Annotated in this window: 26 protein-coding genes; 11 read left to right on the top strand and 15 right to left on the bottom strand. The window is 65.9% G+C overall.

Going from position 1 to position 26,309, the window contains the following annotated elements; all coding sequences use genetic code 11:
* Positions 1-41: 41 nt before the first annotated feature.
* From C8C93_RS07630 to C8C93_RS07600, 7 genes are all read right to left on the bottom strand, one after another.
* Positions 42-2,867 (bottom strand): DEAD/DEAH box helicase, encoded by a 2,826-nt coding sequence (locus tag C8C93_RS07630; protein WP_121506448.1) that lies wholly within the window; start codon positions 2,865-2,867, stop codon positions 42-44.
* 42 nt (positions 2,868-2,909) lie between these two features.
* Positions 2,910-3,632: a hypothetical protein gene (locus tag C8C93_RS07625; protein WP_233559262.1), complete on the bottom strand. Its 723-nt coding sequence runs from the start codon at positions 3,630-3,632 to the stop codon at positions 2,910-2,912.
* A gap of 55 nt (positions 3,633-3,687) precedes the next feature.
* A complete protein-coding gene (locus C8C93_RS07620) occupies positions 3,688-5,016 on the bottom strand; it encodes a HAMP domain-containing sensor histidine kinase (protein ID WP_121506447.1) in 1,329 nt (442 codons plus the stop codon).
* A 4-nt stretch (positions 5,017-5,020) separates the two neighbouring features.
* Complete coding sequence (locus tag C8C93_RS07615) at positions 5,021-5,710, bottom strand: response regulator transcription factor (protein ID WP_121506446.1); 690 nt, start codon at positions 5,708-5,710, stop codon at positions 5,021-5,023.
* 14 nt (positions 5,711-5,724) lie between these two features.
* On the bottom strand, positions 5,725-6,270 hold the full coding sequence (locus tag C8C93_RS07610; protein WP_121506445.1) for a cytochrome b/b6 domain-containing protein: 546 nt from the start codon (positions 6,268-6,270) through the stop codon (positions 5,725-5,727).
* Between the two features lie 50 nt (positions 6,271-6,320).
* Positions 6,321-6,578 (bottom strand): PepSY domain-containing protein, encoded by a 258-nt coding sequence (locus tag C8C93_RS07605; RefSeq protein WP_121506444.1) that lies wholly within the window; start codon positions 6,576-6,578, stop codon positions 6,321-6,323.
* Between the two features lie 169 nt (positions 6,579-6,747).
* A complete protein-coding gene (locus tag C8C93_RS07600) occupies positions 6,748-7,662 on the bottom strand; it encodes a DMT family transporter (RefSeq protein WP_121506443.1) in 915 nt (304 codons plus the stop codon).
* Between the two features lie 136 nt (positions 7,663-7,798).
* Between C8C93_RS07600 and C8C93_RS07595 the strand changes: the two genes are divergently transcribed.
* Complete coding sequence (locus tag C8C93_RS07595) at positions 7,799-8,242, top strand: Lrp/AsnC family transcriptional regulator (RefSeq protein WP_063460211.1); 444 nt, start codon at positions 7,799-7,801, stop codon at positions 8,240-8,242.
* A 16-nt stretch (positions 8,243-8,258) separates the two neighbouring features.
* Here C8C93_RS07595 and C8C93_RS07590 read toward each other — a convergent pair whose 3' ends face one another.
* Positions 8,259-9,161 (bottom strand): helix-turn-helix transcriptional regulator, encoded by a 903-nt coding sequence (locus C8C93_RS07590; protein ID WP_199727000.1) that lies wholly within the window; start codon positions 9,159-9,161, stop codon positions 8,259-8,261.
* Positions 9,162-9,310: 149 nt separating this feature from the next.
* Between C8C93_RS07590 and C8C93_RS07585 the strand changes: the two genes are divergently transcribed.
* Both C8C93_RS07585 and C8C93_RS07580 read left to right on the top strand, forming a co-directional pair.
* The gene (locus C8C93_RS07585; RefSeq protein ID WP_121506442.1) at positions 9,311-9,787 is read left to right on the top strand and encodes a DUF3237 domain-containing protein; all 477 of its coding nucleotides are present in this window, start codon (positions 9,311-9,313) and stop codon (positions 9,785-9,787) included.
* Positions 9,788-9,843: 56 nt separating this feature from the next.
* Complete coding sequence (locus tag C8C93_RS07580; RefSeq protein ID WP_121506441.1) at positions 9,844-10,845, top strand: tripartite tricarboxylate transporter substrate binding protein; 1,002 nt, start codon at positions 9,844-9,846, stop codon at positions 10,843-10,845.
* 60 nt (positions 10,846-10,905) lie between these two features.
* On the opposite strand, the gene C8C93_RS07575 is transcribed toward C8C93_RS07580, so the two are convergent.
* Together C8C93_RS07575 and C8C93_RS07570 are read right to left on the bottom strand one after the other, a co-directional pair.
* Entirely contained in the window at positions 10,906-11,409 is a 504-nt protein-coding gene (locus tag C8C93_RS07575; protein WP_121506440.1) for a hypothetical protein, read from the bottom strand.
* Between the two features lie 75 nt (positions 11,410-11,484).
* Positions 11,485-11,736, bottom strand: coding sequence for a GlsB/YeaQ/YmgE family stress response membrane protein (locus C8C93_RS07570; RefSeq protein ID WP_055395928.1), 252 nt, complete (start codon positions 11,734-11,736; stop codon positions 11,485-11,487).
* 280 nt (positions 11,737-12,016) lie between these two features.
* Here C8C93_RS07570 and C8C93_RS07565 point away from each other — a divergent pair, with 280 nt between their 5' ends.
* Entirely contained in the window at positions 12,017-12,403 is a 387-nt protein-coding gene (locus tag C8C93_RS07565; protein WP_055395930.1) for a hypothetical protein, read from the top strand.
* A gap of 20 nt (positions 12,404-12,423) precedes the next feature.
* Here the strand turns inward: C8C93_RS07565 and C8C93_RS07560 are convergent, their stop codons facing one another.
* Complete coding sequence (locus C8C93_RS07560) at positions 12,424-12,999, bottom strand: C40 family peptidase (protein WP_121506439.1); 576 nt, start codon at positions 12,997-12,999, stop codon at positions 12,424-12,426.
* Positions 13,000-13,202: 203 nt separating this feature from the next.
* Between C8C93_RS07560 and C8C93_RS07555 the strand changes: the two genes are divergently transcribed.
* From C8C93_RS07555 to C8C93_RS07530, 6 genes are all read left to right on the top strand, one after another.
* Positions 13,203-14,357, top strand: a complete 1,155-nt coding sequence (locus tag C8C93_RS07555) for a PQQ-dependent sugar dehydrogenase (RefSeq protein WP_233559261.1) — start codon at positions 13,203-13,205, stop codon at positions 14,355-14,357.
* A gap of 145 nt (positions 14,358-14,502) precedes the next feature.
* Positions 14,503-16,119, top strand: coding sequence for a thymidine phosphorylase family protein (locus tag C8C93_RS07550; protein WP_233559260.1), 1,617 nt, complete (start codon positions 14,503-14,505; stop codon positions 16,117-16,119).
* A 2-nt stretch (positions 16,120-16,121) separates the two neighbouring features.
* Positions 16,122-17,036, top strand: coding sequence for a ribose-phosphate diphosphokinase (locus C8C93_RS07545; protein WP_121506437.1), 915 nt, complete (start codon positions 16,122-16,124; stop codon positions 17,034-17,036).
* 87 nt (positions 17,037-17,123) lie between these two features.
* A complete protein-coding gene (locus tag C8C93_RS07540) occupies positions 17,124-17,729 on the top strand; it encodes an isochorismatase family protein (RefSeq protein WP_055396123.1) in 606 nt (201 codons plus the stop codon).
* 112 nt (positions 17,730-17,841) lie between these two features.
* Positions 17,842-19,029 (top strand): hypothetical protein, encoded by a 1,188-nt coding sequence (locus tag C8C93_RS07535; protein ID WP_121506436.1) that lies wholly within the window; start codon positions 17,842-17,844, stop codon positions 19,027-19,029.
* Between the two features lie 196 nt (positions 19,030-19,225).
* Complete coding sequence (locus tag C8C93_RS07530; RefSeq protein ID WP_147433739.1) at positions 19,226-19,855, top strand: hypothetical protein; 630 nt, start codon at positions 19,226-19,228, stop codon at positions 19,853-19,855.
* A 201-nt stretch (positions 19,856-20,056) separates the two neighbouring features.
* Here the strand turns inward: C8C93_RS07530 and C8C93_RS07525 are convergent, their stop codons facing one another.
* Genes C8C93_RS07525 through C8C93_RS07515 form a run of 3 tightly spaced genes read right to left on the bottom strand, consistent with a single transcriptional unit; the run spans position 20,057 to position 23,349 of the window.
* Complete coding sequence (locus C8C93_RS07525) at positions 20,057-20,983, bottom strand: Fe-Mn family superoxide dismutase (protein WP_121506435.1); 927 nt, start codon at positions 20,981-20,983, stop codon at positions 20,057-20,059.
* A gap of 33 nt (positions 20,984-21,016) precedes the next feature.
* Entirely contained in the window at positions 21,017-22,384 is a 1,368-nt protein-coding gene (gene chrA / locus C8C93_RS07520) for a chromate efflux transporter (protein ID WP_121506434.1), read from the bottom strand.
* Positions 22,381-23,349, bottom strand: a complete 969-nt coding sequence (locus C8C93_RS07515) for a chromate resistance protein ChrB domain-containing protein (RefSeq protein ID WP_121506433.1) — start codon at positions 23,347-23,349, stop codon at positions 22,381-22,383. Before C8C93_RS07515 ends, chrA begins: the two co-directional genes overlap by 4 nt.
* A 272-nt stretch (positions 23,350-23,621) precedes the next feature.
* Here C8C93_RS07515 and C8C93_RS07510 point away from each other — a divergent pair, with 272 nt between their 5' ends.
* Entirely contained in the window at positions 23,622-25,556 is a 1,935-nt protein-coding gene (locus C8C93_RS07510; RefSeq protein ID WP_255424302.1) for a propionate--CoA ligase, read from the top strand.
* A 75-nt stretch (positions 25,557-25,631) separates the two neighbouring features.
* On the opposite strand, the gene C8C93_RS07505 is transcribed toward C8C93_RS07510, so the two are convergent.
* On the bottom strand, positions 25,632-25,886 hold the full coding sequence (locus C8C93_RS07505; protein WP_147433738.1) for a hypothetical protein: 255 nt from the start codon (positions 25,884-25,886) through the stop codon (positions 25,632-25,634).
* Positions 25,887-26,309: the final 423 nt, after the last annotated feature.

Below are 26,309 nucleotides of genomic sequence, written 5' to 3'. Positions count from 1 at the left end.
TGCTTGCGCTTGATAGATAAGCGCTAGGGGCCAAAAAACACTCAAACTTCTGGTGGCTGCAGCGGCCGGGGTCGGCGTTTGCCCGTGCCGCCCCAGCGCAGTGCGTCTTCGCCCGGAATGCCCAGCGGGTTGTTGACTGGCTCGCTCAAAGGCGCCAGCAGTGCGTGCAGGTCGGCCTCGCTGAACTTGACCGCGCCTTCAGCATCGTGGCCCAACACGCCCTGGGCCAGCGCGGCCTTGCGGGCCTGCAGCTCCAGCATGCGTTCTTCGATGCTGCCTTCCACCACCAGTTTGTAGACAAACACGGGCTGGTCCTGCCCGATGCGGTGGGCGCGCGCGGTGGCCTGCTCTTCGACGGCGGGGTTCCACCAGGGGTCGAGGTGGATCACGGTGTCGGCGGCGGTGAGGTTCAGGCCCAGACCACCGGCCTTGAGGCTGACGAGCAGGATGGGGGCGCTGGTGTCGTCCTGCGCCTGGAACTGCCGCACCACCGCGCCACGCTGGCGGGGTGGCGTCTGGCCGGTGAGGGTCAGGTAGGGCAGGGCCAGGGTGTCGAGCAGCTCGGCCGCCAAGCCCAGCATCTCGGTGAACTGCGAGAACACCAGGACGCGGCGGCCTTCCTCGACCAGGGCGGGCAGCATGTCGGCCAGCAGTTCTAGCTTGGCGCGCTCCATCGTGTGGGCCGTTTTCGTGGTTCCTTTGACAAGGCGCGGGTCGCAGCAGACCTGGCGCAGCTTGAGCAACGCGTCCAGGATGGTGATCTGCGCGCCGTCAAAGCTCTGGCGCTCCAGCGCACGGCGCACCTGTTTGTCGGCCGTGGTGCGCACGGCCTCGTACAGCTCGCGCTGTTTGCCTTGCAGCTCCACGCGCTGGATGACCTCGGTGCGCGGCGGCAGTTCGGTGGCCACGTCCTGCTTGCGGCGGCGCAGGATGAAGGGGCGCACGCGCTGCGACAGGAGCTGCGCGCGCAGGGTTTCACCGTTTTCCTCGATCGGCTTGCGCCAGCGGGCGTTGAAGCTGCGCACATCGCCCAGAAAGCCCGGCATCAGGAAGTCGAATTGGGCCCACAGCTCGCCCAGGTGGTTCTCCAGCGGCGTGCCCGTCAGGCACAGCAGGTGCGGCGCCTGCAGCTTGCGCAGGGCGCGGGCGCTGCGGCTGCCGGCGTTCTTCACCATCTGCGCCTCGTCCAGGATCAGCAGGTGGAACGGCTGTGCGGCCAGTGCCTCCACGTCGCGCCAGAGCAGCGGGTAGGTAGTCAGCACCAGGTCGTGGTCGGCCATCTGCAGGTAGCGCTGGCCACGGCTCGCGCCGTGCAGCGCCAGCACGCGGAGGTTGGGGGCCATGCGGGCGGCCTCGGCTTGCCAGTTGAAGAGCAGTGAGGTGGGCAGCACCACCAGGGCAGGGCGGGTCAGGCGCCCGGCCTCCTTTTCGGCCAGCACATGGGCCAGCGCCTGCGCGGTTTTGCCCAGGCCCATGTCGTCGGCCAATATGCCGCCCAGGCCCTGCGCGCGCAGGTACTGCAGCCAGGCCAGGCCCTCCAGTTGATAGGGGCGCAGCTGCACCCGGAGTCCCTGCGGCGCGGCCACCGGCTGCGGGGTGCCGATGGTGCGCAGGCGCTTGGCGAGCTGGGCCAAGCCCACGTCGCCCTGCAGCTGCCAGTCGTTGTTCCAGCCATTGACCGTACCCACGCGGTGAGCCAGCACCAGCCCGGCGCGCAGGGCTTCGATGCGGCGGGCCTCCCACGCGCCCAGGTGCAGCGGATCGCCATCCTTGCGCTGGTTACGGGTCGGGTCGGTCAGCAGATCGACCATGGCGCCCACGATGGCCTTGAGCGGCCCGGCGGGCGCGTCGATGCGTTTGCCGCCGGGTGCGCGCAGCGAAATGATGGCGATGTCGTCGATGGCGGCCATCTGCTGCGCGTTGAGCCAACGGGCGTCGCGGCGCAACAGGTCGGCCAGCAAGGGCGCCAGGTCCAGCGTTTCGCCGTCGATCTCTAGCCCCAAGCTGAGCAGCCAGGCGCCTTCGCGCTCGGGCAGTTGCAGCTTTTGCACGGGGCGTTCGCGCAGGGCCAGCGGGCCGTCCACTTCCTTGCCCAGCAGTTCGCCCGTGTCGGGGGCGATCAGCAGCTTCCAGCGCAACACGGGCACGCTTTCGTGCGCAAAGCCGGGCTGCACCACCACGCTCCAGCCCTCGGCGCGCAGTTGGGGAATCTGCTCGGCCCAGAAGTCGCCAAAGTGCGCCTCCTGCGCCAGCGTCCACACGGGGCCCAGCGTGGCGGCTACGGCGCGGTGGCGCCATTGCAGCTTGTTCGCATCGACGGGGATCAGGCCCAGATCCCACACGCGGTCCATGGCGTCGGCCTCGGCGCCCAGGTTGCGCTGCATGCGCACAACCGGGCCGCCGGTGTCGAACAGGTCTTGCACGGGGCCCGGGCGCGCGTTGAGGATGGAGGTGGGGGCAGGCGTCTGCCAGTGGGCGCCATCATCAGTGCGGTAGGTCCAGTCAATCTGCACAAGCGTCACGCTGTCGCCGCGCGGCCCCAGCTTGCCCTGGGGCGCCATGCCCAGCAGGCCGTCGCCCCGGCCCAGGGTCATGAGGGTGATGCGCGGGCGGAAGTGGCCGCTGGTTATGCCAGGGTTGTGGGCGCTTTCGGAGGCAGGGCGGTCGGGTTGAACAGACTTGTGGGCCGCGTCGTTGCGCAGCAGAGCCATTACGCGTGCGGCTTCCGCATCACTCAGGGGCGCTAGCGCCTGCAGATGGGCTGGCCCGGCCTGGGTGCGCAGGGCCTGCACCCAGGCCTGCACCAACGCCGCCCGGTCAGAGCGGGGCGGGATGGGTTCTGTGGGGCGGGCACCGGATGCAGGCATAGGCCGCCGATTGTGCCGTGCCGGCGGCGTCCCGGACTGCGCCTAGAACTCCCAGGCCATGCCCACCTGGCTGAACGTGCGGCCGTTGCCACGGCCCACGGCGGCGGATGCTTTGAGCCCGTCGGTGATGGCGTAGCGCAGGCCCACGGCCTTGTCCGGGCGCGACCTTTGTTCGCCGTACACCTCAGACGTGAGCTGCAGTTGTTCAGTAAGCGGAATCTCATAGCCCACGGCCCAGGTGGCCGCACGGTGGCGGGCGCCTTGTGCCCTGACGGTTTTGTGGCCGGCATTGAGGTGCAGCACCTGCGCATTGGCCAACCGGTAGCTGGCCAGCGCTGTGAGGGCGGTTTCGCGCTCGGTGAAACGCTGCGGGGTGGCGTGGTCGCGAACGCGGGTGTGGCCCATGTCGAACCTCGCACCCACCGACCAGCCCGTTTCGTTCTGGATGGGCACCCACTTCACACCCCAGCCATGCCCATGGAAGGTGGTGGATGCGCCCATGGCCGTGTCTTTGGCGCGTGCCAGCGAGACCTCCATTTCCAGCTGCGGCGCGATGCCAGCGCCAAAAAGCAGCTCGGCACCTCGGGTCTTGTCATCGCGGCCGAAGACACCTTCGAGCTTCATGGCGCCTTGGGTCAGCGTGCCCGCATCGTCGGTGTGCATGGGCGCTTCGGCGTGGGCGTGCAAGGCGCTTGCCAGGCTGGACAGTGCGATGCAAAGGGGCGCGATTTGCGAGGGTTTTGTGGCTTTGGGGGGGCGTCTCATGGGGTCTCTCTTTGTAGTGGGATTCGAATTATTGCGGGGCGGGTCAGGCGCATCGTCAGTCCGCAGAACGGGGCAGGGCGGCAGGCCATCGCAGCTCAATGCCAAAGCCCGAAGCACAGTCTGGGAGCACCGTGTGGCCCCCGTGCGCGCGCGCCACCAGGTCGGCCAGCACCAGCCCCAGGCCACGCATGGCGCTGCCTTCGCCATAGGCCTGCTGCTGCAGCGATTGCTGTAAACGGACTTTGGTGTGGGGCTGGCAGCCATCGCCATCGTCCTGCACGCGCAACACGGTGTCGGCGCCCTCCTGCAGCGCGGTGATGGTGACATGGTGGGCGTTGAAACGGTGCGAGTTGTCCAGCAGGTTCAGCAGGGCGGCGGCCAGCAGATCGGGGTCGGCGTCCACTGGGGTGGTTTGTTGGATGGAGATGGCCATGTCGTGAAACGCCAGCGCATCGATGAGCTGGCGCATGTCAACGTTTTGGCGCTGTGGCTCCATGCCGCTGCGAAACATCATCAGCAGCGCTTGCATGACCCGACCGAGCCTGCCCGCAGCGTCTCGCGCGCGCACCAGGCGCGGCCTTATCGACTCGGGCGCCTCTTTGATCGCCAGGGCCAGTTGCACGTCGATACCCGCCACCGGCGTGCGCAGGGCATGGGCCGCGTGCGAGGTGAACGCGCGTTCGCTGATGATCCGCTGTGCCAGCCGGTGCCCCAGGTCGCCAATGGCCTGCTCGATGGGATGCAGCTCCTGCCTCGGTGCGGCCTTGGGCGCGGTGTCGGGCCGAAGGGGGTCATAGTGCTGAACGCTTTGGCCCAGCGCTGCCAGCGGGCGAAGCTCCTGCCGAATCCGCCAGTTCATCAGCAGGGCCGACAGCAGGCCCATCGACAGCGCCGCCATCAGCGTGTACCAGACCACTTCACCGTGCACCTCGTCGCGCTCCGTGCGGCTTTGTGCCACCACCAGGAATTGCCCGGGGCGCTGGCTGAATACCGACGTGAAGGCGCGCCATTGCCCGTCTTGCGTCCAGGCGATCGCCTCGGTGGGGGCGGTTTGCAAGGCCAGCTCGGGGGCCTTGTGCGAGCGGCTTTTCACGCGGCCCGACGGCGCGTCCACCACCTGCCAGACCAGGTGTTCCTCATACGAAAAGTGTTTGGTGGCGCTTTGGCCGCTGGTGGCCAGATCGGGCTGGATGGCCATGACGCTGTGAAAAATCTCAGCAGCCTCTCGCAGTTCCTGGTCCATGAGTTCGCCCATTTCGTGGGCGATCACGTACCAGACGACCACGGAGGTCAACAGGCCGAACGCGATGGAGATAAACAGCAGCGATTGGACGAGCCGCCCCCGGATGGACGGCGGTTTTGTCTCGCCCGTGCGCATACCCATGTCGTTAGCCCGTAGAGGCCGTTAGAGCCGTCGGCGGGGCAAAGGGTGCAGGAATGCGGTAGCCCATGCCCCGCACCGTCTGGATCACGTCCTTGCCCAATTTGCTGCGCAGATTGAAAACGTGCACCTGCAGCGCGTTGCTGGCTAAGTCGCTGTCCAGCCCCAGCACCAGCGCCTCCAGATCCGACGCGGAAACTGTGCGCCCCGCGCGCAACACCAGCGCCTCCAGCACCGCCCATTCACGGGCGGTCAGCTCCACCCGCTGGCCGTGCAGCCGCACTTCTTTGTCGGCCAGCAGCACCTCCACCGCGCCAAATGCCTTGCTGGGAGTGCCGCCGGTCATCCGGCGGGACAGTGCACGCAGCCGGGCACACAACTCCTCGGGGGCAAAGGGCTTGACGAGAAAATCGTCAGCACCGCTGTCCAGCCCATGGATGCGGTCACTGAGCATGTCACGCGCGGTGAGCACCAGGGCCGGTGTCTTAGCCCCTTTGGCGCGCAGGCTGCGCAGCCAGCCGAGGGCGGAGCCATCGGGCAGGTTCCAGTCCAGCAGCCAGGCGTCGTAGGGCTCTGTGATCAAACCCCGCGCTTGCGCCAGGGTGGTGCACCAGTCCACCAGATAGCCGTCGTGCTGCAGAAAATCCCGCAAGCCTTCGCCCAGAGTGTGATCGTCTTCCAGCAGCAACAGTCGCATGCGAGTCTGGTCCGTCAAAAGTGCTGCTTGGTGCCGGTGACCATGGCCCGCACGAGGCGCACCCGCTCCAGCCGCCCCATCACGATGGCCGCCGCAGCGTGCAACCCTGCCGCCAGCAGCAGTCCGTTGGCCAGCACCTCGTGCAACTCCATCAGCCATTCTTCGCCGAAGAATGTGTCGGTGGTTTGCATCCACCCCGTTACGCCCAGGGCCAGAACGATGGCCATCAAGGCCAGCATCATCAGCGCCCCGAGGGGGTTGTGGCCCACGTAGACCGGATGCTCGCCATTGCGAAGTGCGCCCAGGTGCTTTGCCAGTCTGCGCGGGGTGGGGAAAAAGTCACTGAACCGCGCGTGGCGGCTGCCTACGAAGCCCCAGACCAGCCTCGCCAGCACCAGGGCGCTGGCGGTGTAGCCCACCCACTCGTGTGCTGTTTTTCCGGGCTCCAGAACAAACTGGTTCAGGACCACGCAGCTCACCAGGCTCCAGTGAAAAATACGGACAAACGGGTCCCACACCTTGGTGGCGGCAGGGGGGTGGTGAAGAGGAACGGGCTTCATGGGCGACTCGGGGTGCAGGCGAGGGGCAGGACGGGACGCTTCGCTCGGGCTTACTTACGCTCGATTTCAGCGCCAGTGGCGGGGTCGAAATAGATCTCCACCTTCTTGCCCGCCTTGTCCAGACCGTAGATTTCGTAGCACTTGCCTTTGCTGACCTTGAAGGTCCGGATCTGGTAGCCCTGCTTTTCGAGCCCGGCCTTGAAGTCGGCTTCTTTCATCCATTTTTCTTCTGGAACATTGCAGGTGGGGCCCGCAAATGCAGCGGTAGAACCAAGGGCGAGAACTAGGGCGGTGATATGCAGTTTCATGGTGAATGTTGGTGTCAGTGGGTTTGAACATGTGGACTGACTGCCCACAAACTGCATTGGACGCGGCCAAGATTAAGTGGACATGAAGCGCCGCCAGCGCCACGCCGGAGCAGATCCGGGGGCGCTGATTGGGGATGAAAAACGTGGCTGTTCCGCAGCCACCAATGGGCTACCGGGGCCTGGTGTTCCCAATCCCAGCAGGGGCAGGCGGCACGGCGGGGCCGCCCCGCGTGGCCTGCAGGTTCATCGCGGCGGCGGCCAGCAAGATGGCCGCTGCGCCCAGCCACTGCGCGGGCTGCAGCCGGTGGCCGAACGCCACAAAGTCCACGCCGATCGCCACCACTGGGTAGATGAACGACAGCGCCCCCTGCAAGTAGGTGGGCAGCTTTTGCACCGCGCCATACAGCAGGATGTACATGAGGCCCGTGTGCACCACGCCCAGGGTGACCAGCAGCAGCCAGGTGCTGGCGCCCTGCGGCGGGGTGCCCAGGCGGGCAAAAGGTGCGAGCATGAGCACGCCTACGGCCACCTGCACCAGCGCAATCAGGTGCGGCGGTGTGCCCGTGAGCCGCTTGGCAATGACCGAGGCCACGGCCCAGAAGAACGCCGCGCCCAGCGCCATGGCAATGCCCAGGGCGTAGTCGCCGCCCGGCAGGCTCACACCGGGCTTGGCCTGCACGATGAGCAGCATGCCCACAAAGGCCGTGGCCAGCCAGCCGAGTTTGGCAAGCGTGACGCGTTCGCCAAACAGCAGGGCACCAAAGATCACCAGCATGAACGGCTGCGTGTTGTAGACCGCTGTGGCGACGGAGATGGAGGCATGGGAGTAGGCGCCGAACAGCAGCAACCAGTTGGTGACGATGGCCACGCCGCCCAGTGCGGCCCAGCGCGCAATGCGCCAGGTCATGCCGCGCAGCAGCCCCATGGCCCAGCACACCAAGCCCAGGGCCACGGCGCCAAAGGCACAGCGCCAGAACACCACCTCCAGCGCGGGCAGGCCCGACTGCACGACAAACCAGCCGATGGTTCCTGAGATGACCATGGCGGCGCCCATCTCCAGCGTGCCCTGTGTTTTCTTGTCCATACCTGTGTGCCTGTTGCTCCGTGTGGTGATGGCAGAACTATAGAAAACAGAAGCTTCGCAAGGAATGCATTGCATTAGGTAATTTTTCAATCGCTCCTGATAATCTGAGGCATTTCTCTAATTTCACCTCTGCACCATGGACGCCATCGACCAAGCCATCCTGACCCAGCTGCACCAGGACGCGCGCACCTCGCTCAAGGAGCTGGGCGAGCGCGTAGGCCTGTCGTCGCCCAGCGTGTCCGAGCGCCTGCGGCGGCTCGAAGAGCGCGGGGTGGTGCGTGCGTTCACGGTAGACATCGAGCCGCGCGCGCTGGGCTACCAGCTGCAGGCCATCGTGCGGATTCGCCCCCTGCCGGGCCAACTGGCGGCGGTGGAGCAGCTGATCCGCGACACGCCCGAGTTCTGCGAGTGCGACAAGGTCACGGGCGACGACTGTTTTGTGGCCCGGGTGTTTGTGCGGTCCATCGAGCAGCTGGACGGGGTGCTGGACCGCATTGCCGACAAGGCGCAGACCAACACGGCCATCGTGAAGGCGCAGACCATCCGGCGACGGCCGCCGCCCTGGGTTCCAGGCGTCTGAAGAGGAAGGGCGCCGCTCAGCCGCCCAGCACCCGCGCAAACAGCTCGTTGCGGAAGTGGATACCCAGGCGCGCAAAGGCGCGATTGCGGTAGGTCTTGACGGTGGGCACGCTCAGGCCCAGGTCGCTGGCGATGCCTTCGTGCGTCATGCCCTGCAGCAGGCGCGCACACACGTCCAGCTCGCGGTCAGTCAGCTCGGCCTGCAGGCGCACCAGGCGCATGCGCAGCACGGGCAGGCCGTCGGCCGCCAGCGGGGCCAGGGCCGCATCGGCAGGCAGCGCCAAGGTGTGTACCGGGTCAGTGCTGCTGGCCTCGTGCCACAGCGTGGCCGGGGGCAGGTGCGTGTGCGACAAGTCGATGTGCTTGCGGGTCAGCGCCAGCAGCACCGGCGCGACGGACTCGAACGCGCTGATCTGCCGGTCGCTGAAGGCGTGCTGGTGCTGGTGGCGGTAGAAGTTGACCGCGAACACCGAGCCATCGCTTTCATACTCGACCACCGACACGCGCTCGGCCACGCCGTGGGCTTCGTACACCCGGGCGCGGTGTTCGCCCTCCACCTCGGTCGCGGTCACATGGCACAGGCGCGTTTCGGGCGCAGCCACGGGCACTTCGTCAAATGGGCGGCCCCAGGTGCGGTCGCTGCGGTAGGGGCCCGAGAGGTAGGCCCACCAGCAGTCCTGCGTGGTGTCGGGCACGCCCCGGCTGGCCGACATGAACAATGTGGGTTTGCAGCGGTGGCCCGTGCGGTACACCGACCAGGAAGCGGCGGGCAACACCGGTTCCAGGTCTTGCAGCAGGCCCGGCGCAAAGCCGTTGTCGCCCAGACGATGAACCATGCTGGCCAGCGTCTGGCTGGCAGCGCTGTGCAGCACCTGTCGGCCGGGCACAGTCTGGGAAGAGGAGGGAAGCCACTGCCGCATGGAAAAGTCGGAAATTGCGAGGTGATGGGGTGCGAAAACGTGGAGTGTGCGCTGAAACTGCCCCCGATGCGGCCACTGGGGCGCTCGGGTTATCCCGTCATCCTCTCGGATGACAGGCGCTGCTTGCAACGGGACTTACGCTAGGTCCCATGTCTGAAGTCATCCCCTTACCCGATCCGCAATTCCAGTTTTTTGCCGACCTTCGCGTGGAGGTAGGCGCCCCCCAGGAAGTCGGCCCCACCGTGCACGGCCTGCGCAGGCTGATCCCCATCCTGGGCGGCACCGCCACCGGCGATGGCTGGAGCGCGCGCGTGCTGCCGGGCGGCGCAGACTTCCAGCTCATCGTCAACGATCGGCTGTCGGAGCTGGATGCGCGCTACGTGCTGGAGACCGATGGTGGCGACCTTATTTATGTGCAAAACCGTGCCGTGCGCTCGGGCCCGGCCGAGCTGATTGCCCGCCTGGTGCGTGGCGAGCTGGTGGACCCGGCGCAGGTCTATTTCCGCTGCAGCCCGAGTTTCGAGACGGCGTCGCCCGCGCTGTCCTGGATGGCCGAGCGCATGTTTGTGGGCACGGGCGCGCGCTACCCAGACGCCGTGGCCATGCGTTTTTTTGAGCTGCGATAGCGTCCGGCCCTTTTTTATCTTTTGACCTTTCCCAACGTACAAGACTTGGAGACACCATGAAAAACACCACCCAACCCTTGCGCCGCGCCCTGGTGGCTGCATCCATCCTGGCCGGGCTCATGCCCTGGATGGGGGCCCAGGCGCAGGGGGCTGCGGCCTACCCCACCAAGCCGGTGCGCATCATCGTGGGCTTTCCGGCGGGCACGGGGCCCGATATCGTGGCGCGCCTGCTGGCGCAAAAGTTGTCGGAAGGCTGGGGCAACCTGGGCGTGATCGTGGACAACAAACCCGGCGCAGGCGGCCTCATTGCAGCGGGCGAAGCAGCCCGCGCCACACCGGACGGCTACACGATCATGCTGGGCGAGACGGGCCAGCTCAGCATCGCCCCGAGCAGCTACAACAAGCTGCCCTACGACCCAGCCAAGGACTTCGCCGCTGTGAGCCAAGTGGTCACGTCCGACTTTGTGCTGCTGGTCAACCCCCAAAAGGTGCCGGCACGCAACGTGAAGGAGTTTGTGGACTGGACCAAGCAGCAAAAGGGCCTGTTCCTGGCCACCTTCGGCGCGGGCACTCCGGGGCATTTTGGCGCCTTCATGTTTGGGGACGCGGTCAAGCTCAAGCCAGAGCCCGTGCACTACAAGAACACGTCGGATGCGCTGGGCGGCCTGTTCAGTGGCGACGTGCAGGGCGTGTTTGCCAGCGTGGGGCTGGCCGCGCCCAACGTGAAGGCTGGAAAGCTCGCCGCGCTGGGTACCACCGGGGCCACGCGCACGCCCACGCTGCCCGATGTGCCCACCATCAAGGAGCAGGGCTACGCCAATCTAGAGTTCTCATCGTGGTTTGGCATCGTTGCACCCGCCAAGACCCCCCCCGAGATCATTGCCAAGCTCAATGCAGACATTGTGCGGGCCGTGCAGTCGCCTGAAGGCAAGGCGAAGATGGAAGAGGCCGGGTTCCGCGTGACGGGCACCAGCCAGCAGGACTTTGCCCGCACCATTGCCGCCGACACGGTGACCTGGGGCAAAGCGGTGGCCGCCACGGGTTTCAAGGCCGATTGACGTGCCCAGACGCTAGGGCCACGCCATCTGCGGCGTAGCCCTCGCAGGTTCTCAGCAGGATTACCGAGATGCCTTGGGTGCGGGCAGCTGCAACTGTGCCTCCTGCACAACGCGAACGCAGTCCTTCAAGTGCTGCTCGCCCAGGTAACGCAGCGTGGCATAGCCAATGGTGGCAGCCACAGCCTGGCCCGCGAGAGGAACATATTTGGCGGCCTGTTTGGTCGTCAGGCGAAGACCCACGGTCTGCGTGGCGCGGATGACCAGCTCGCGCGTGATCAGCTTGCCGATCAGCACCGACCCCACAAGGCTCACCGCTTTTTGCACCTGCTCGCGCTTGTTCGGGTCGAGTAGGTCAATCTGCGCCGCCGACAGGCCGAACTCGGCATTGATCTGCGGTAGCAGGCGTGAGAGCAGTGCAGCGTCCACCGCCCAATCGAGCCCGGGCACGGGCACGGCACTGGCGGCGGCAGCCACCAGGGCACGCCGATGGAGCAATTTGCGGCTGCGTTGCACGGCGGCAGCCAAGGCGGGATTGCCAGCTGCCATCTGCAGGGAAGTGGGCATGGTTGGGTGGTATTGAATGAAATGTCGGTAAAAGAAGGAGCGGCTGCCAACAGTAGCAGTGAATCCATCATTTCATCAGTTTTTGCCCTTCACAAGGCTGTATACCGCCAGCAGCAGCATAGCGCCCACCACCGAAGCGATCCAGCCAGCGGCCTCGCCCTGCTGGTACCAGCCCATGGCCAGGCCCAGGTAGCTGGCCAGAAATGAACCCGCCACCCCGAGCAGTGCGGTCATGATCCACCCCAGCTTGTCATCCCCCGGCTTGAAGGCCCGGGCCAGAAGACCCACCACCAGACCGACCACCAGCGTTCCGATCAATGACACCATATTTGTTTCCCCTTGTGTTGTTACGACGGCGATGCGCTGACTCTAAAGAAGGCGGGAAAGTGGAGGTGTCGGACAACGCGCCCTGTGGGCGTCCCGTCTGGTGGCGCGCCGTCGCCTGTTCTCGCCGTGCATTCGCTCCGCGTGTCGGTGCCGTTGGATGACGCTGCAAGCGGTCGGTAGCGGGTTGTGGGTGCTGTCTGACATCCTGGTGCGGCGGGTGCTTGCCAAGCCAGCGTGCGCTGGGCCCTACATTCAAACGTCTGCACTTTAAGGAAGACTGATGACCCAAATCCCCAAAACCCGTTCTTTCTCCCTGGTGTTGATGGCCGCGCTGGCCCTGGGTGGCGCCGTGGCGCTGCCCACCACTGCGGCCGCACAAAATGGCGATGAGGCTTCGCTGGCGCGCGGTGCGGTCCCGGACACGACCCCTCAGCAACGCTACCAGACCGCCATCCGCGAGGCAGGCGGTGGCCTCAAGGTCAGCCTGGAGGAATGCCGCACCATGGCTGCGGCGGAGCGCAGAAGCTGTGAGTCCCAGGCCCGGGCACGCTATCAGGCCGACATGGCCACGGCCAAAGCCATGTTGCGCGACCCTTCGCTGGGCCCGGTGAATGTGGTGGGAGGCCCGATCCGCAGCACCGAAACGGTGTACGAGATCAAAAAGTAACGAGTGCCGCAGGCCGGCGGTTACTTGGCTTGCGCGGTATCGCCGTCGGCCGTACCCGCCACGCGGCGCGCGCCATTGAAGCGGCGGGCCCAGTAGGCCACGTCCATGTCTTCCACACGGATCTGGGCGCCGCTTCGGGGAGCATGGATGAACTTGTTGTCCCCCACGTAGATGCCCACGTGGCTGAAATTGCGGCGCATGGTGTTGAAGAACACCAGATCACCCGGCTGGAGCTCTTTTTTGTCGATGACCTGGGTGGCGGCAGCTTGCTGATCTGCACGGCGGGGCAGCAAAAGGCCCACGGTCTGTTCGTACATGGCACGCACGAAGCCGCTGCAGTCAAAGCCTGTTTCGGCACTGCTGCCACCACGCTTATAGGGCACGCCCAGAAACCCCATGGCGTTGACCACCAGGGAAGATGCTTGGTCGGCCACGGTGTGGGCCCGGTCCGCCACCTTGTGGCTCACGTCTTCCAGCCGCGTCAGCAGGCCTTTGTCCGTGATGAAACGGTCCATATCGTCAGGGTTTGCCGCTTGCGGCGCAGCCTGGGCGGTGGTGGCGCAGGCCAGGAGAAGTATGCAAAGCCATCGGGACATGGGGGCGAAGGGTAACACGCAACGCTTGCTTATCGAAAGTAATCACCTTTGCAAGCCGTTGATTTCGTTGAAGTAAATCAAAACCCCGGGTTTCCCCAGGGATCACAAGGCCCTGACAGCCCCTGCAGGCACACTCCGACGATGCACCTCGGGCGTCGCCCGGGGACGGGGGGTTTCCACCGCTTTTTCAGGAGCGCAGCCTTATGAAATTCAAGTCAAAAATGCCTCCAGCGCTTGCTGTAAAAGCGCAAGCAGCTATCTTTTTGGTAGTGGCGGGGGTTTCAGTCAGTGCTGACGCCCAGAACACCACACCGGCGGTGGCGCTGGTGCCCGTAGCCCAGGGCCTGGATCACCCTTGGGCGGTGGCCTTTTTGCCGCAGGGGCAGTTTCTGATCACTGAGCGGCCGGGGCGCATGCGGGTTGTCAGTGCCAGCGGGCAGGTCAGCCCCCCACTGGCCGGGGTGCCTGCTGTGGCAGCAAGCGGGCAGGGCGGCCTGCTGGATGTGGTGACGGACACTGCCTTTGCCCGCAACCGCCGCATCTTCTTTTGTTTTTCCGAGCCCGCAGCGGCGGGCGCACGCGGCAACAGCACGGCGCTGGCCCGGGCCACGCTGTCCGAGGATGCTCGCAGCCTGCAAGACGTCAAGGTGATCTTCAGCCAGCGGCCCAAGGTCGACAGCAGCCTGCATTTTGGCTGCCGCATCGTGCAGGCTGCGGACGGCAACCTGTTCCTGACTTTGGGTGACCGCTACCACCGCAAGGACGATGCCCAAAAGCTCGACAACCACCACGGCAAGATCATCCGCATCACCCCCGAAGGCGCCGTGCCGCCCGACAACCCGTTCGCCAAACAACCTGGCGCCTTGCCCGAGATCTGGAGCTACGGCCACCGCAACTCCCAGGGCGCAACGCTGGGGCCAGACGGCAAGCTGTGGATGCACGAGCACGGCCCGCAGGGTGGCGACGAAATCAACCAACCCCAGCCGGGCCGCAACTACGGTTGGCCGGTGATTACCTATGGCGAAAACTACGGCGGCGGCAAGCTGGGCGAAGGCACAGCCAAGGCGGGCATGGAGCAGCCGCTGCACTACTGGGTGCCGTCGATTGCGCCGTCGGGCATGGCTTTTCTGACCAGCACGCGCTATGGCGCAGCGTGGCAGGGGAGCCTGTTCATCGGTTCGCTCAAATTTGGCACCCTGCACCGCCTGGAGGTGGCGGGCGGCAAGGTACAGCGTGAGGAAAAACTGCGGCAAGGCAATGGCGAACGCATCCGCGATGTCCGCCAGGGGCCGGATGGCTTGCTGTATATGGTGACTGACAGCCCACAAGGGCGGTTGCTGCGGCTGCAGCCGAACTGACAAGCGTGAGAACGGGTGTGAAACCGCCGCAGGAGGCATGGCAGTCTTGACCTAGGTCATGACGGCTGAAAGATCTACGCTCCAGACGCCGTCGCGCGGGGTGTTCCCAGGGTCTCGGTGGTCACTTTGGAGTTAGGCTGACGCGATGCATTCCGAGCCGTCCTCTTCTTCCTCTCCTGCCTCTGATCCCGCAGAGCCATCCGCTTCGGCCGACGCGCCGCCCCGGTCTCAGCTGGCCCTGCGCCGCGTGGCCATCGACACCTGGCGCGAAAACGTCGCCTACCTGCACCGCGACTGCGCCGTGTATCGGGCCGAGGGCTTCCAGGCCCTGTCCAAGATCGAGGTGCGCGCCAATGGCCGCCGTATCCTGGCCACGGTCAACGTGGTGGACGACCCTGCCATCGTGGGTTGCAACGAGCTGGGCCTGTCGGAAGACGCGTTTGCCCAGCTGGGCGTGGACAACGGCCACACCGTGTCGGTCGCCCAGGCCGAGCCTCCCGAATCGATGGGCGCGCTGTTCCGCAAGATCGCCAGCGAGCGCCTCACCCGCGAGGACTTTGGCGCCATCGTGCGCGACATCGCCGACCACCGGTATTCCAAGATCGAACTCACCGCCTTTGTAGTGGCCTGCCACCGCAGCGAGCTGGACCGGGAGGAGGTGTTCTTCCTCACCGATGCCATGGTGGCCAGCGGCCGGCGCCTGGACTGGCACGAACCGCTGGTGGTGGACAAGCACTGCATTGGCGGGATACCGGGCAACCGCACCACCATGCTGGTTGTGCCCATCGTGGCGGCGCACGGCATGTTGTGCCCCAAGACGTCCTCGCGTGCCATCACCTCGCCTGCCGGTACGGCCGACACCATGGAGGTGCTGGCCAAGGTCGAGCTGCCGCTGGAGCAGCTGGCCGACATCGTGCGCGACTACCGGGGCTGCCTTGCCTGGGGCGGCACGGCCAACCTGTCGCCCGCCGACGATGTGCTGATCTCGGTGGAGCGGCCGCTGTCCATCGACTCCGCCGGGCAGATGGTGGCGTCCATCCTGTCCAAAAAGGTGGCGGCCGGTGCCACGCACCTCGTGCTCGACATCCCCATCGGCCCCACGGCCAAGGTGCGCTCCATGCCCGACGCACAGCGTCTGCGCCGCCTGTTTGAATATGTGGCGCGGCGCATGGGCCTGTCGCTCGACGTGGTCATCACCGATGGCCGCCAGCCCGTGGGCAACGGCGTGGGCCCGGTGCTGGAGGCGCGCGACGTGATGCGCGTGCTGCAGAACGATCCGCGCGCACCCGACGACCTGCGGCAGAAGGCGCTGCGCCTGGCTGGGCGCCTGATCGAGTGCGACCCTGATGTGCGCGGCGGCGACGGCTACGCGATTGCGCGCGACATTCTTGATTCCGGCCGGGCGCTGGCGCGCATGAACGCCATCATCGCCGCCCAGGGCAGCACAGGGTTTGACCACAACCACCCGGCACTGGGTGTACTGACACTGGACGTGGTGGCCCCCGCCAGCGGCGTTGTCGCGGGCATCGACAACTACCAGATCGCCCGCGTGGCCCGACTGGCCGGTGCGCCCAAGGTGCCCGGCGCCGGGGTGGACCTGATGCACAAGCTGGGCGACACCGTGGCTGCCGGGGACGTGCTGTACCGCGTGCACGCCAGCTACCCGGCCGACCTGGAGTTTGCGCGCCACGCATGCGAGCGTGACACCGGCTACCGCCTGGGGACCGCTGACGAGGTGCCCAAGGTTTTTGTGGAGTTCTGACAGTGACTGTTGCCCCCCACCCAGCGTGTCTGCTGTACTTTGCCGACGAAGAGGCCCCTGCGCTGCGCCTGGCGCAGGCAGCTGGCATGACTGCCCAGGCCGTCGAGCGCCACCGCTTCCCCGATGGTGAACTCAAGCTGCGTTTGCCCGTCAACGCGGCGGGCCGCCTGCCCCGGCGGGTGGTGCTGCTGCGCAGCCTGCACCAGCCCAATGAAAAGCTGGTGGAACTGCTGCTGGCCGCGCGCACGGCCCGCAGCCTGGGCGCGCAGCAGCTCACGCTGGTAGCGCCGTACCTGGCCTATATGCGGCAGGACATCGCCTTCCACCCTGGCGAGGCCGTGAGCCAGCAGGTGGTGGGCGGGTTTCTGGCGGGCCTGTTCGACGCGGTGATCACGGTGGACCCGCACCTGCACCGCATCGAGCGGCTGGAGCAGGCCATCCCTGTGCCGCAGGCAGTGGTGCTCAGCGGCGCCGAGCCACTGGCCGACCTGATCGCTGATCGGCGCCCCAATGCACTCCTGGTAGGCCCGGACGGCGAATCCGCCCAGTGGATCGCCCAGGCCGCCGCCCGCCACGGCTTTGACCATGCCGTCTGCACCAAGGTCCGCCATGGCGACCGCGATGTCGCCATCGAACTGCCCCCACTCAACGCACAGGGCCGGGCCGTGGTGCTGCTGGACGACATGGCCAGCACCGGCCGCACGCTGGCGCTGGCCGCGCGGTTGCTGCTGCAGGCGGGTGCCGCCTCGGTGGATGTGGCGGTGACGCACGCACTGTTTGCGGGCGATGCGCTGCAGGTGCTGCATGAAGCCGGGGTGGGGGAGGTGTGGAGCACGGACTGCATCCCGCACCCGAGCAACGCCGTGCCCATGGCCGGGCCGCTGGCCTCCGCGCTGCAGTCCGTCCTTCGCACCTGAAAACCCCGGCTCGGGCTGCGACAATGCGCCATTGCCTCACACGCTGCGCCCGCACAGCGATTCAACGAATACAGAAACGGTCCCACCATGCTGCTTGACGCCACCGAATCCCAACTCGTCCTGGTCGATTACCAGGAGCGCCTGATGCCCGCCATCTTTGAAGGCCCCGCCGTGCTGGCCAACGCACGCCGCCTGGCCGAAATCGCCCGCATGCTCGACGTACCCGTGTGGGGCACCGAGCAAAACCCCTCGCGACTGGGTGCCAACGACCCCGCGCTGCGCGCCTTGTGCCAGAAAACCCTGGCCAAGATGCACTTCAGCGCCGCCGAAGAAGGCCTGGGCGAATGGCTGCGCCCCCCGGCCAAGCCGCAGCAGGGCGGCAACGCGCGCAGCCTGCCCAAGCACCTTCAAAAACCCGCTCAACAGGAGCCCGAGCGCGGCACCATCGTCATTGCCGGGTGCGAAGCCCATGTCTGCCTGCTGCAGACCGCGCTTGATTTGCTGGAGGACGAGTTTGAGGTGTGGGTGGTGACCGACGCTTGCGGCTCGCGCACCGAACGCAACCGCGACGCCGCCTTCGACCGCCTGGCCGGCGCGGGCGCCGAGCTGGTGACCACCGAGATGGTGGCGTTTGAATGGCTGGGCACCTGCGAGCACCCGGCGTTCAAGGATGTGCTGGGCTTGATCAAGTAGCCAGTTTTTGAGTCTTTTTGCCCTCTGGCGCTTATCTATCAAGCGCTAGCAGCTATCAAAATAGTAGTATTCGTTAGGCACCGCCGAGGGCGCTGATCGCTCCCATTCGCCCATGTCCCCTGTCTTGATTGGTCTCGTTCTGCTCGTGGTGTTGCTGGTCCTGAATGTCCAGGCCACCCGCCAGATTGTGCGCACCGGTCTGCAAGGTTTTCGCAAAACGATGCTGACGGGCGGTGTGTGGGTGCCGCCGTTCCTGGGCGCCTGGCTGGTGAAGATCCACCTGCAGTCCGCCGCAGTGCCGGCGCCCGGTGAATCTGGTGCAGGGGAGGCCGAGCCAGCCCCTGAGCACCTTGAGGCGCCAGGCGTTGCGAGTTTTGACGTACGGGGGCATCTGCAAAACACACAGAATCTGCCGCAGCTGGATTGGCCCGCGCTGGACGCCTGGGCCCACGGCGCGGGCGATCGTGCACCGGCGGCCGTGGCCGACGCGCTGAACCAGGGCCGACGCGCCTGGCTGCTGCACCTGCGCGATGCGCTGGGCACGCACATGCGTCTGCACGAAGGGGCGGATTGCTTCATCCTGTCGCCGCTGGAACCGTCAGTGGCGCGCGCCACCGCGCGCTATGTGACCACCACACGTCAGCGCATCGACCGGCTGCTGGCGGGCATGGCGCATTTCCCCGTGGCCGAAAAAAGCATCTTGCTCGTGCTGGATGACGAGGACACCTACTACCACTACGTCGCGCAGTTCTATGGATCGGACGGTGAGTTTGCGCGCAGCGGCGGCATGTTCATCCACTTCGGCTGCCCGCATTTTGTGGTCGTGGCAGCCGACCTTGCGGCCATCGAGCCGGTGATTGCCCACGAGATGACGCACAGCGCGCTGGCCCACCTGCACCTGCCCACCTGGCTGGACGAGGGCCTGGCTGTCAACACCGAGCGCCGCCTGAAGGGCGCGCCACCAGCACAGCACACCCCCGCGCAACTGCACCATCTGCACCAACGCTTCTGGACGCCCGAGCGCATGCAGGAGTTCTGGGCGGGCACGTCGTTTCAGCGCACCGACGACGGCAACCTGCTGTCGTATGAGCTGGCGCGCATTCTGGTGGACCACATGGCGCGCGACTGGGCCGCGTTTACCGCTTTTGTGACCACAGCGCAGCGCCGCGATGCCGGGGCACAAGCGGCGGTCGAGGTGTTGTCCGTGGACCTGGGGAGCAGTGTGGGCGCCTTGCTGGACATTGTCGATAACGACGGCTGGGCGCCAGACCCTGCGCGTTGGGGTGGGGCAGCGGCGTGAGGTAGCACTGGTCAGCGGCGGTCATCGAATTGAAGACACCCGAGCGCCCAAAGCCTATGCTTGGGCAGCCCAACAAGGTGGTTTTTTCATGTACCGACGTTTTTATTCTTCGTCTTCCCCTGTTTTTTGGGGCAACTTGCGCCGCGCGGCGCCTGAAGGGGCGAGGCGGTCGTTCTTTACGTCGTGTGCATGGCTATTGGCGACGTTCACGGCGTTGGCGGCGCTCAGTGGCTGCAGTGCAGTCCCACAGGCCGCGGATCCCAACTCCGACGCCCCCGAGGCGGCGTTTGCCCCGCGTGGCCCATTCATCGACGCGCCGACATACGACGAAGCGCTGCAGCGCTGGCAGAGCCCAGAAGACATCAACGCCTGGATTGGCGCGCGGTTCCGGTACGACACAGACCGCGCGATGCAGCTGTCTGAAACCCAGCGCCAGGCCAGCGGGCGCATGCCCATCCTGGCGCCTGACGCCTTTTTTGCAGCCCCCCGCGGCGTGTGTGTGGACGTGGCCCGTTTTGCGCTGGAGACGCTGCGAACCCTGCAACCCGGCGTGCAGCCGCGCTACCTGATGATCGAGTTCGACCCCGTCTCTGTGCGCGGCAACACGCTGCGCCGACACTGGCTGGTGTCGTTCGAACGGGGCGGGCAGCATTATTTTTTTGCCGATTCCAAACGCCCAGGCCACATCGCCGGGCCGTACGCAAGCGTGCAGGCCTTTGTGGACGAATACGCGCACTACCGCGGGCGGCGCATTGTGGCTTTCAGCGAGCGGGAGTCCTATGAGCGCAGGCTGCGCACCCGGGCGGTTGCTGAACCGGCATCGTGAGATGGGTAGAGGTTTGGGCCGCCTCTGAGTGAGCCAAGGTATGGCGCATGGAATGGGCCCAAACCCCGATCATTGCGGCACACGGGGCCGCGATTAGAAATAGGAGTGTTTTTTGCCTCTAGCGCATATCCACCAAGCGCTGATAGCTATCATTTTTAGAGATACAACGAAGCTGTGGACGGGTGTCCAGTCAGTCCCGGCTCAACCCGTGGGCAATGTGAAGGCTTTGGCTTGCACCGGTTGGCCCGCCGCGATCCAGCCGTCGATGCCACCTTGCAGAAAACGCGCCTTGATGCCTGCGGCACGCAGGCGCAACGCGGCGGAACGGCTGACCTCGTGGCCATAGACGCAGTACACCACCACCTCTTCGTCGGTCGGCAGCTCACCGGCCCAGGCGTCGATGGCCACCGGGTCGCGCCAGGGGGCATCGGGCAGGATGGTGGTGGCGGCGTTGTAAACACCAGCGCGGCGCACATCGATGCGATGGCGTGCCTGATGCGCGTCTTGTACCGATGCCTCCAAGCCCTCGCTGGCGGCGTGGACCGCGCGCTGGTAGCGCTCGTACACGGCAGGCCAGTCGATATTGGCCATGAAGGCATCGACATACGCGCCCGCTGCAGCGCCGTGGTCGAGGTGGTAGGCATGTTCATACATGTCCAACGCGAGGATGGGCACCCCACCGGAAGCAGCCTGGGTGTGGTCGCTGGCCCACTGGTTGACGAGCGTGCCATCGCGCGGCTGGAACACCAGCAGCACCCATCCCGAGCCGCCGCCCAGTGCCTTGCCCATGGCGACAAACTCTTCACGCCAGCGCTCCGCGCTGCCGAAGCTGGCCGCCAGGGCCAGCAACATGCCGGGGGCAGGGGCGGCGCCACCGCCGCCCAGGCTGCCAAAGTACAGTTCGTGCAGCAGCATCGAATTGCTGGCGATCAGCTCCTCGCGCTTGAGTCCATTGACGACAAAGCCGGGCGTGGAGGCAAAGTCCAGCCCCGAGAGCTGCGCCCGGATGGCGTTGAGCCGCGCCACCGCACCGCCATAGTTGTTCTGGTGGTGGCTGCGCAGCAGCCTTTCGGACAGCCCGGGCAGCGTGGCCGGGTCAAGGGGAAGGGCTTGGGGGCGTGCTTGCATGGGGATACTCCCGGGAAGTGGATGACAACTGGTTCAGGCCAGCCAGGGTTTGAGGAAGGTCACTGCCAACCCCACGGCCGCGCACAGCCCCAGCAGCGGCATCACCCCCAGCTTGAAGCGGAACAGCGCCAGCAGTGCGCCCACGGCGATCACCGCCGACACGGCATCGAACGCCCCGCCAAAACCCTTGGGCCATAGCAGGTGGTAGGCAAAAAACAGCGCCAAGTTCAGGATCACACCCACCACTGCGGCGGTGATGGCCGACAGCGGGGCGGTGAAACCGAGCTTGCCGTGGGTGGCCTCTACCGCCGGGCCGCCCGCGAGGATGAAGATGAACGAGGGCAGAAAGGTCACGAACGTCACCACCGTGGCGGCGGCAGCAGCGCCTGCAAACAGCGCTTCCGGCCCCCACACCTGCTGCAGCCAGCCGCCCACGAAGCCGACGAAGGCCACCACCATGATCAGCGGGCCGGGCGTGGTCTCGCCCAGCGCCAGGCCGTCGATCATCTGCGGGCCGCTGAGCCACTGGTATTGCTCCACCGCGCCCTGGTAGACGTACGGCAGCACGGCATAAGCGCCGCCAAAGGTGACCAGCGCGGCCTTGGTAAAGAACCAGCCCATCTGCGTGAGCGTGCCTTGTACCCCCTGGGTGACGACCAGCGTTGCCATGGCCGCCAGCCACAGTGCCAGCCCGGTCGCCAGCACCCTGGCCAGATGGCTGCGCGAGAAGCGGGCGTGGGGGGGCGTGGGGGTGTCGTCGTCGATCAGTGCTGGGCCGTAGCCCTTGTGGCCGTCGGCATGGCCGCCTCCGAGGGCAAACACGCCAGGCCAGCGTTGTGCGCCAAAGTAGCCTATCAGCCCGGCCGTCAGGACAATGGCAGGGAAGGGCGTGTCGAACGCAAAGATGGCCACAAACGATGCGGCAGCGATGCCCCACATCCAGCGGTTCTTGAGAGCCCGCGTGCCAATGCGGTGCGCTGCGTGCAGCACCAGTGCGGTCACGGCGGGTTTGATGCCATAGAAGATGCCCGCCACCACCGGCACATCGCCAAACCGCAGGTACACCCACGACAGCGCGATCAGGATGAACAGCGAAGGCAGCACAAACAGCGCCCCGGCCACGATGCCGCCCCAGGTGCGGTGCATGAGCCAGCCGATGTAGGTGGCCAGCTGCTGCGCCTCGGGGCCGGGCAGCAGCATGCAGTAGTTGAGGGCGTGCAGAAATCGCTTTTCGCTGATCCAGCGGCGGCGCTCCACCAGCTCGGCATGCATGATCGCAATCTGGCCCGCAGGCCCGCCAAAGCTGATGAAACCGAGCTTGAGCCAGAACAGGAAGGCCTCGCCAAAGCTTACGGGGGTGGGGCGGTCCAGGGCGGAGGGGGTGGGCGCAGGGGTGGTCATGTTGCGGCGCTGGTCAGCGGAGCCTGGGAGGATGGAAGGGTGGTTGGCACGGCGTACAAGGCGTCGAACACCTGCGCGGCGGCCTGGGCGAGGGCGTCGTCATCCGCATGCACTTCGCGCAGGCCAGCCAGCACGGCCTCCAGCCCGGCGGCTTCGGGCACGGGCATGCCGCCGGTGTCCAGGTAGTGCACGGCGCGGGCCAGGCGCTGCAGGCGGGGGTCGACTTCGAGCCCGAAGCTGGCAATGAGCACCTCGAAGGTCACCAGGGCACCCACATGGGTGAACCGGGCGCCGTCAAAGTCAAAGCCCAGGACATCAGCAGGCGGCGATGCCGGATCGGCCAGCCATACGAACCGCGCGCCCGGGTCGATGAAGCGGCGGATCAGCCAGGCGCAGGCCAGGCGGTCCACCCAAGGCCGCGCCCGCGTGGCCCAGCGCTGGTTCTGGAACTGGACGGTGTGAAGGCGCGCGATGCCATGGGCGGGCAGGGCGGCGGGCTCCCCGCGTGAAAAGCAGGCGTCCAGGGCCTGCCGCAGGGTGGCCAGGTCGGCATCGGCCTGCGCGGCGGCGCCGCTGGGGTAGTAGTCGGTGCGGTGCAAGGCCTGCAGGGCGTCGGCAATGCCACGCAAGCGGCGGCGCGCTTCGGTTTCCGTGAGCTGTGCCAGCTCCGCCTGCAAGGCGGTGGCCGTGTCGCGCCACTGAGTGAAGGCTTCTGTGCGGTCGAACAACGCTTCGATCTCCTGGCGCTGTGCGCTGTCCGGCGCAGTAAGAGTCAGCAGCATGGCCGTCCCGCCGTGTTCTCGCACCTCGGTGGCAATGGGGGCCAGCAGGCCCGCGTGTTCTTCAGGCAACAGGTAGGCGCCGTCGCGCAGGGCGGCGCAACCCAGTGCCTTGAGATTGCGCCAGATGCGCAGCCGCACGGCGTTGGGCTGCGTCGGCAGCGTCATGATGAGGGTGGACCACATGGTATTGAAGTATATGCATTAAGTAGTGAAATAGTTATTTCTATTTCAGAAATCGTCATCACCAAAGATTCCTTGCATGCCGGGTGCTTCTGGTCATACAAGGGAGCGGAGCGGGCAAAAAGCATGCGGTACACAGGAACAGCGCCCAATGCAGGGCGGCAGTCGCTTTGTCCATGGAGATGTGGCCCCGTGTAAGTGGATTCAGGGCCGATGCCAAGCCCTGCGTCAGTTTGCCGCAAGCCCGTTATGAATAATTATGAATTCAAAACCTGCTGTCTTGGCAGGCCGAGAGAGATGCCGAGGAGACCCCCACAATGACCGCTTACGCTGATTTCTACCGCCAGTCCATCGACAACCGCGACGCCTTCTGGAGCGAACAGGCGCAGCTGATCGACTGGAAGACGCAGCCCCAGCAGGTGTGCGACTACAGCAACCCGCCCTTTGCCAAATGGTTTGTGGGCGGCACCACCAACCTGTGCCACAACGCAGTAGACCGGCACCTGGCCACGCGCGCCAGCCAGGCGGCGCTGGTGGCCATTTCGACCGAAACCGACACCGAGCGCAGCTACAGCTTTGCCGAGCTGCATGCCGAGGTGCAGCGCATGGCAGCCGTGTTGCAGAGCCTGGGGGTGAAGAAGGGCGACCGCGTGCTCATCTACATGCCCATGATTGCCGAAGCCGCCTTTGCCATGCTGGCCTGCGTGCGCATTGGTGCACTGCATTCCGTGGTGTTTGGCGGCTTTGCGTCGGGCTCACTGGCTTCGCGCATCGAAGACGCCGAACCCGTGGCTGTGGTCAGCGCCGATGCCGGGTCGCGCGGTGGCAAGGTGGTGCCTTACAAGCCATTGCTGGACGAGGCCATTGCGCTCTCCAAACACAAGCCCGCCGCCGTACTCATGGTCAACCGCGGCTTGGCCCCCATGCACCTGCAGCCGGGCCGCGACCATGAATGGGCGCCGCTGCGCGAGCAGCACCTGAACACCGTGGTGCCGTGCGAATGGGTGGAGTCCACCCACCCTAGCTACACGCTGTACACCAGCGGCACCACGGGCAAACCCAAGGGCGTGCAGCGCGACACCGGTGGCTACACCGTGGCGCTGGCCGCCAGCATGAAGCACATCTTTGATGCCAAAGCGGGTGACACCTACTTTGCTACCAGCGACATCGGCTGGGTGGTGGGTCACAGCTACATCGTCTACGGCCCGCTGATCGCGGGAATGACGACCATCATGTACGAAGGCTTGCCCACGCGACCCGATGCCGGTGTGTGGTGGAGCATTGTCGAAAAGTACCAGGTCACCCACATGTTCTCGGCACCCACGGCGGTGCGGGTGCTCAAGAAGCAGGACGCCAGCTGGCTCAGGAAGTACAACGTCTCCACCCTCAAGGCCCTGTGGCTGGCGGGCGAGCCGCTGGACGAGCCCACGGCCCAGTGGATCAGCGACGCGCTGCAGGTTCCCATCATCGATAACTACTGGCAGACCGAAACCGGCTGGCCCATCCTGACGCTGGCCAATGGCGTGGAGCAGCAGACCACACGCTTTGGCAGCCCCGGCAAGGCCATGTACGGCTACCACGTCAAGCTGATCGACGAGAGCAACGGCGAAGAGCTGACCGCCCCCAACCAGAAGGGCGTGGTCGCCATCGAAGGCCCGCTGCCCCCCGGCTGCATGCAGACCGTGTGGCGCGACGATGCACGTTTTGTGAACACCTATTGGAAGAGCATTCCCGGTCGGCTGATCTACAGTACCTTCGACTGGGGCATCCGCGACGCCGACGGCTACCACTTCATCCTGGGCCGCACGGACGACGTGATCAACGTGGCAGGCCACCGCCTGGGCACGCGCGAGATCGAGGAGAGCATTGCCTCCCACCCCAACATCGCCGAAGTGGCCGTGGTGGGCGTCGCCGACAGCCTGAAGGGCCAGGTCGCCATGGCATTTGCCGTGGCACGCGATGCGTCGGGCCTCACGGACGATGCAGCGCGCCTCAAGCTCGAAGGCGAAGTGATGAAGCAGGTGGACCACCAGCTCGGCGCGGTGGCCCGGCCGTCGCGTGTGTACTTCGTGACCGTGCTGCCCAAGACCCGCAGCGGCAAACTGCTGCGCCGCGCGCTCCAGGCCGTGGCCGAGCGGCGCGACCCGGGTGACTTGACGACGATGGAAGACCCGGCGGCGCTGCAACAGGTGAAGGACCTGGTGGGGTGACGAGCCTTTTCGACCCGCAGTGGGCTTCGTGCAAAGGCCGCCGTGCTGTTCGCGTGGGGCTTGGCACGCCAGGGCTCAGGAGATCACCAGGGTGAAGTAGCCAAACTCCATGTCGGTCGCTTCGGACACTGCTGTGACGGTGGCGTTGGGATTGGATGTGGTCACGCTGTCAGTCGTGATGCCATTGATGACGGCGTAGATGGAGTAGACATCGCTGATTTCCACCGTGACCTGCACGAATGAATCAGGCACTACGACGTCTTGCACTGGCACACCTTGGTGCGTGATCTGGAAGGTCACCGGGCCAAGGCTGGTTTTTTCGAATTGCATCTGGTTGGCAACGCTACTGGGTGTTGTCACCACTTCGAATTCGTAGGTTTGCTGGGCGCGCTGCTGCTTCACCTGCGCCAGAAAACGGGTCGCACCACTGACTGCTATCGGTGCGGAGGTATAGGTGTTGCCTTCCAGTATGGTGCTCTGGCCGTGATCTCGAAAGTTTCGGCCTCCGGGACGGATAGCGTCGCGCCGGGGGCGAGGCCCGGCAGGCGGGCGAGGGCCAGCCCACCCCGGTGAATCACGTACTGGGCGATGTACGAGGTGCTGTTGGTCAAAGTCAAAGCGCTCATGGGACCCCTCCGATAGTAAGAAAAGAACGGAGATTCATTTTTACAGCCTTGGCGGTTGCAACGCCCGGATTTTTTGCCATTGGCGCAGTGCGCTGGCACCGGGCCAGAGCGGGGCGAGACTCCGGCC

Source organism: Acidovorax sp. 93 (genome assembly GCF_003633835.1).
Lineage (GTDB): Bacteria > Pseudomonadota > Gammaproteobacteria > Burkholderiales > Burkholderiaceae_C > Acidovorax > Acidovorax facilis.
The sequence above is the reverse complement of the archived record's forward strand: the minus strand, read 5'-3'. Positions and strand labels throughout refer to the sequence as shown.

Excerpts from the sequence above, each read along its gene's own strand:
- C8C93_RS07580 (WP_121506441.1), top strand. The coding sequence starts at position 9,844 with ATGAAAAACACCACCCAACCCTTGCGCCGCGCCCTGGTGGCTGCATCC.
- C8C93_RS07625 (WP_233559262.1), bottom strand. The coding sequence starts at position 3,632 with ATGAGACGCCCCCCCAAAGCCACAAAACCCTCGCAAATCGCGCCCCTT.
- C8C93_RS07585 (WP_121506442.1), top strand. The coding sequence starts at position 9,311 with ATGTCTGAAGTCATCCCCTTACCCGATCCGCAATTCCAGTTTTTTGCC.
- C8C93_RS07590 (WP_199727000.1), bottom strand. The coding sequence starts at position 9,161 with ATGCGGCAGTGGCTTCCCTCCTCTTCCCAGACTGTGCCCGGCCGACAG.
- C8C93_RS07600 (WP_121506443.1), bottom strand. The coding sequence starts at position 7,662 with ATGGACAAGAAAACACAGGGCACGCTGGAGATGGGCGCCGCCATGGTC.
- C8C93_RS07555 (WP_233559261.1), top strand. The coding sequence starts at position 13,203 with ATGAAATTCAAGTCAAAAATGCCTCCAGCGCTTGCTGTAAAAGCGCAA.
- C8C93_RS07515 (WP_121506433.1), bottom strand. The coding sequence starts at position 23,349 with ATGTGGTCCACCCTCATCATGACGCTGCCGACGCAGCCCAACGCCGTG.
- C8C93_RS07615 (WP_121506446.1), bottom strand. The coding sequence starts at position 5,710 with ATGCGACTGTTGCTGCTGGAAGACGATCACACTCTGGGCGAAGGCTTG.
- C8C93_RS07560 (WP_121506439.1), bottom strand. The coding sequence starts at position 12,999 with ATGTCCCGATGGCTTTGCATACTTCTCCTGGCCTGCGCCACCACCGCC.
- C8C93_RS07565 (WP_055395930.1), top strand. The coding sequence starts at position 12,017 with ATGACCCAAATCCCCAAAACCCGTTCTTTCTCCCTGGTGTTGATGGCC.
- C8C93_RS07570 (WP_055395928.1), bottom strand. The coding sequence starts at position 11,736 with ATGGTGTCATTGATCGGAACGCTGGTGGTCGGTCTGGTGGTGGGTCTT.
- C8C93_RS07630 (WP_121506448.1), bottom strand. The coding sequence starts at position 2,867 with ATGCCTGCATCCGGTGCCCGCCCCACAGAACCCATCCCGCCCCGCTCT.
- C8C93_RS07540 (WP_055396123.1), top strand. The coding sequence starts at position 17,124 with ATGCTGCTTGACGCCACCGAATCCCAACTCGTCCTGGTCGATTACCAG.
- C8C93_RS07550 (WP_233559260.1), top strand. The coding sequence starts at position 14,503 with ATGCATTCCGAGCCGTCCTCTTCTTCCTCTCCTGCCTCTGATCCCGCA.
- chrA (WP_121506434.1), bottom strand. The coding sequence starts at position 22,384 with ATGACCACCCCTGCGCCCACCCCCTCCGCCCTGGACCGCCCCACCCCC.
- C8C93_RS07605 (WP_121506444.1), bottom strand. The coding sequence starts at position 6,578 with ATGAAACTGCATATCACCGCCCTAGTTCTCGCCCTTGGTTCTACCGCT.
- C8C93_RS07595 (WP_063460211.1), top strand. The coding sequence starts at position 7,799 with ATGGACGCCATCGACCAAGCCATCCTGACCCAGCTGCACCAGGACGCG.
- C8C93_RS07575 (WP_121506440.1), bottom strand. The coding sequence starts at position 11,409 with ATGCCCACTTCCCTGCAGATGGCAGCTGGCAATCCCGCCTTGGCTGCC.
- C8C93_RS07610 (WP_121506445.1), bottom strand. The coding sequence starts at position 6,270 with ATGAAGCCCGTTCCTCTTCACCACCCCCCTGCCGCCACCAAGGTGTGG.
- C8C93_RS07525 (WP_121506435.1), bottom strand. The coding sequence starts at position 20,983 with ATGCAAGCACGCCCCCAAGCCCTTCCCCTTGACCCGGCCACGCTGCCC.
- C8C93_RS07505 (WP_147433738.1), bottom strand. The coding sequence starts at position 25,886 with ATGCAATTCGAAAAAACCAGCCTTGGCCCGGTGACCTTCCAGATCACG.
- C8C93_RS07620 (WP_121506447.1), bottom strand. The coding sequence starts at position 5,016 with ATGGGTATGCGCACGGGCGAGACAAAACCGCCGTCCATCCGGGGGCGG.
- C8C93_RS07535 (WP_121506436.1), top strand. The coding sequence starts at position 17,842 with ATGTCCCCTGTCTTGATTGGTCTCGTTCTGCTCGTGGTGTTGCTGGTC.